The following is a 3,383-nucleotide window of genomic DNA, read 5'->3' as shown; positions in this document are numbered from 1 at the left end:
GGGAGCCGGTGCGGTTCGACCGTGCCGTGGAGGCGTTGACGGCCGGCGGGCACGACGTGTTCATCGAGGTCAGCCCGCACCCGGTGCTGGTGCCCACCCTGGACGTCCCGCTCGCCACCGGCACCCTCCGCCGCGACCGGGGCGATTTCACCACCGCAGCGGCACGGCTGTTCGTCGCCGGGGTGGACGTCGACTGGCCCCGGCCCGCCGCCGGTCACGTCGACCTGCCCACCTACCCGTTCCAGCACGACCGCTACTGGCTGGCTCCCGTGCCGGGGTCGGCCGACGTGACCGCGGCCGGTCTCGACCCGACCGACCACCCCCTGCTCGGCGCGGCCGTGGAACTCGCGGCAGGGCAGGGAGTCGTGCTCACCGGGCGGCTGTCCACGGCCACCCAGCCGTGGCTGGCCGATCACGCCATCCACGGTTCGGTCCTGCTGCCGGGCACCGGTTTCGTGGAACTCGCCCTCCGCGCGGGCGCCCAGGTCGGTCGGCACGCGCTGGCCGAGTTGCTGTTGGAAGCCCCGATGGTGCTGCCCGCGCAGGACCCCGTGCTGGTCCAGGTCGTGGTCGACGGCACGGCGGTCGCCATCCACTCCCGGCGCGACGGCGACTGGATCCGGCACGCCACCGGCACCCTCGGCGTCGACCCGCCCGCGTCACATCCGCTGGAGTGGCCCTCGGACGCCGAACCGGTCGACCTCACCGGCTTCTACGACGACCTCGCGGCCCAGGGCTACGACTACGGCCCGGCGTTCGAGGGCGTGCGGGCGGTGTGGCGGCACGGTGACGAGCTGTACGCCGAGGTCGCCCTGGACACCCGTGACGGCTTCGGCCTGCACCCCGCGTTGCTGGACGCCGCGTTGCAGCCGCTCACGCTGGTCGCGGCGGGTCGGCTGCCGTTCTCGTTCGCCGGCGTCGCGGTGCTGAAGACGGGGGTGACGGCGGCGCGCGTCCGCCTCACGCCGACCGGGCCCGACACCTACCGGGTCTTGCTGACCACGGATGCGGGTGAGCCGGTGGCCGTGGTGGACGCGCTGGCCGTGCGGCCGATGACGGCGGACTTCCGGACCCGCGACAACCGGGTGTTCCGCCTCGACTGGGTCCCGGTGACGCCTTCGTTCGAGGACGCCGCCGTGCACCACGTGGTCAGCGCGCAGAGTGCCGACCCGGTGCAAGCCGCGCACACCCTGGTCGCCGAGACGTTGGCCGTCCTCCAGGACTTCCTGCGCACCTCGGAGGACGGGAAGCTCGCGATCGCCACGCGTGGCGCGGCCGGCCCCGGTGAGGTGACCGACCTCGCCGCCGCCGCGGTCTGGGGTTTGGTGCGGGCCGCCGAGGCCGAGCACCCCGGCCGGTTCGCCCTGGTCGACGTGGACCACGACGGCGAGGTCCGCGTGCCGGCCGACGAGTTCCAGGTGGCGGTCCGCGGTGACGCCGTGCTCGCGCCGCGGCTCGACCGCGCGCCGGGCTCGCCTCGCGCGCTCGACCTGGACGGCACGGTGCTGATCACCGGCGGCACGGGCACGCTGGGCGTCCTGGTGGCCCGGCACCTCGTGGCACGGCACGGCGTCCGGCGACTGGTGCTGATCGGCCGTCGTGGCGGTGAGGTGGAGATCGAGGGCGCGGACGTGTCGGTGGTCGCGTGCGACGTGACCGATCGGGCCGCGCTCGCCGACGTGCTCGCCACGATCCCCGACCTGTGCGCGGTCGTGCACGCGGCGGGTGTGCTGGACGACGCCGTGGTGACGTCGCTGACCCCCGAACGCCTGCACGACGTGCTGCGGCCCAAGGTGGACGCCGCCTGGCACCTGCACGAGCTGACCCGTGACCTCGACCTGAGCGCGTTCGTGCTGTTCTCCTCGGCCGCCGGGGTGCTCGGCGGCGCGGGGCAGGGCAACTACGCCGCCGCCAACGCCTTCCTGGACGCCCTCGCCTCCCACCGGCAGGTCCTGGGCCTGCCCGCCGTGTCGCTGGCGTGGGGGCAGTGGGAGCAGGCCAGCGGCCTGACCGGTCACCTCACCGAGGCCGATCAGCGCCGCTTGGAGCGCTCCGGGATCGTGCCGATGTCGACCGAGCACGCGTTGGCGTTGTTCGACTCGGCGCTGGCCGACGGCGCGCCCGCGGTGGTGCCCGCCCGGCTCGACCTCACCGCGCCGTCGTTGCGCGGGTTGACGCGGCGGGCGCGTCGGATCGCCGACACCGACTTGGCGCGGCGGCTCGCGTCGTTGTCCGAGGCCGAACAGCACACCGTCGTGCTCGACCTGGTCGGCACGCACACCGCCGTGGTGCTGGGGCGCACGGACGGGGTCGCCGCGCACCGGGCGTTCCGGGATCTCGGGTTCGACTCGTTGACGGCGGTGGAGCTGCGCAACCGACTGGCCGCGGCGCTGGGCGTGAAGCTGCCCGCCACGCTGACGTTCGACCACCCGACGCCGTTCGCGCTGGCCACCCACCTGCGGGGACTCCTGCTCGGCCGGGAACGGCGCGCCGTCGCGCCCGTCGCCGTGGCCGGTGGGGACGACCCGGTCGTGGTGGTCGGGATGGCGTGCCGGTACCCGGGCGGCGTCGGCTCGGCGGCGGACCTGTGGCGGCTGGTCGCCGACGGTGTCGACGCGATCGGCGACTTCCCGGGCGATCGCGGGTGGGACCTGGACAAGCTCTACGACCCGGCGGGCGGACCCGGCACCAGCTACACGCGTTCGGGTGGATTCCTCCGTGAGGCGGCCGAGTTCGACGCCGATTTCTTCGGGATCTCGCCGCGTGAGGCGTTGGCGATGGATCCGCAGCAGCGGGTGTTGCTGGAGACGGCGTGGGAGGTGTTCGAGCACGCGGGGATCGACCCGACGTCGTTGCGGGGCAGCCGGACGGGTGTGTTCACCGGCATCTGGTCGTCCGGGTACGGCTCCGGGGCCCAGTCGCCCGACCTGGAGGGTTATCTGTCGACCGGCACGGCGACGAGCGTGACGTCCGGGCGGGTGTCGTACCTGCTGGGCTTGGAAGGTCCGGCGGTGTCGGTGGACACGGCGTGCTCGTCGTCCCTGGTGGCGATCCACCTGGCGGCGCAGGCGCTGCGGTCGGGGGAGTGCACGCTGGCGCTGGCCGGTGGCGTGACGGTGATGGCGACGCCGTCCGGGTTCGTGGAGTTCTCCCGGCAGCGCGGTCTGGCGGCGGACGGCCGGATCAAGTCGTTCGCCGACGCGGCCGACGGCACGAGCTGGTCCGAGGGTGCGGGTCTGGTGCTGCTGGAACGCCTGTCGGACGCCCGCCGCAACGGCCACCAGGTGCTGGCGGTGGTGGCGGGTTCGGCGGTGAACCAGGATGGGGCGTCGAACGGGTTGACTGCGCCGAACGGGCCGTCGCAGGAGCGGGTGATTCGGCAG

The 3,383-nt window shown here is 74.2% G+C and carries 1 protein-coding gene; it reads left to right on the top strand.

Annotation, left to right across the window (positions count from 1 at the left end; translation table 11 throughout):
* A partial coding sequence (locus AB0H12_RS45125) for a type I polyketide synthase (protein ID WP_499632937.1) occupies nt 1-3,383 on the top strand: 3,383 nt, incomplete at both ends.

It is taken from the genome of Actinosynnema sp. NPDC023794 (genome assembly GCF_040639675.1).
GTDB classification, from domain to species: Bacteria; Actinomycetota; Actinomycetes; order Mycobacteriales; family Pseudonocardiaceae; genus Actinosynnema; species Actinosynnema luteola.
Note: the sequence above shows the minus strand (reverse complement) of the source record. Positions and strands in the feature narration are given on the sequence as shown.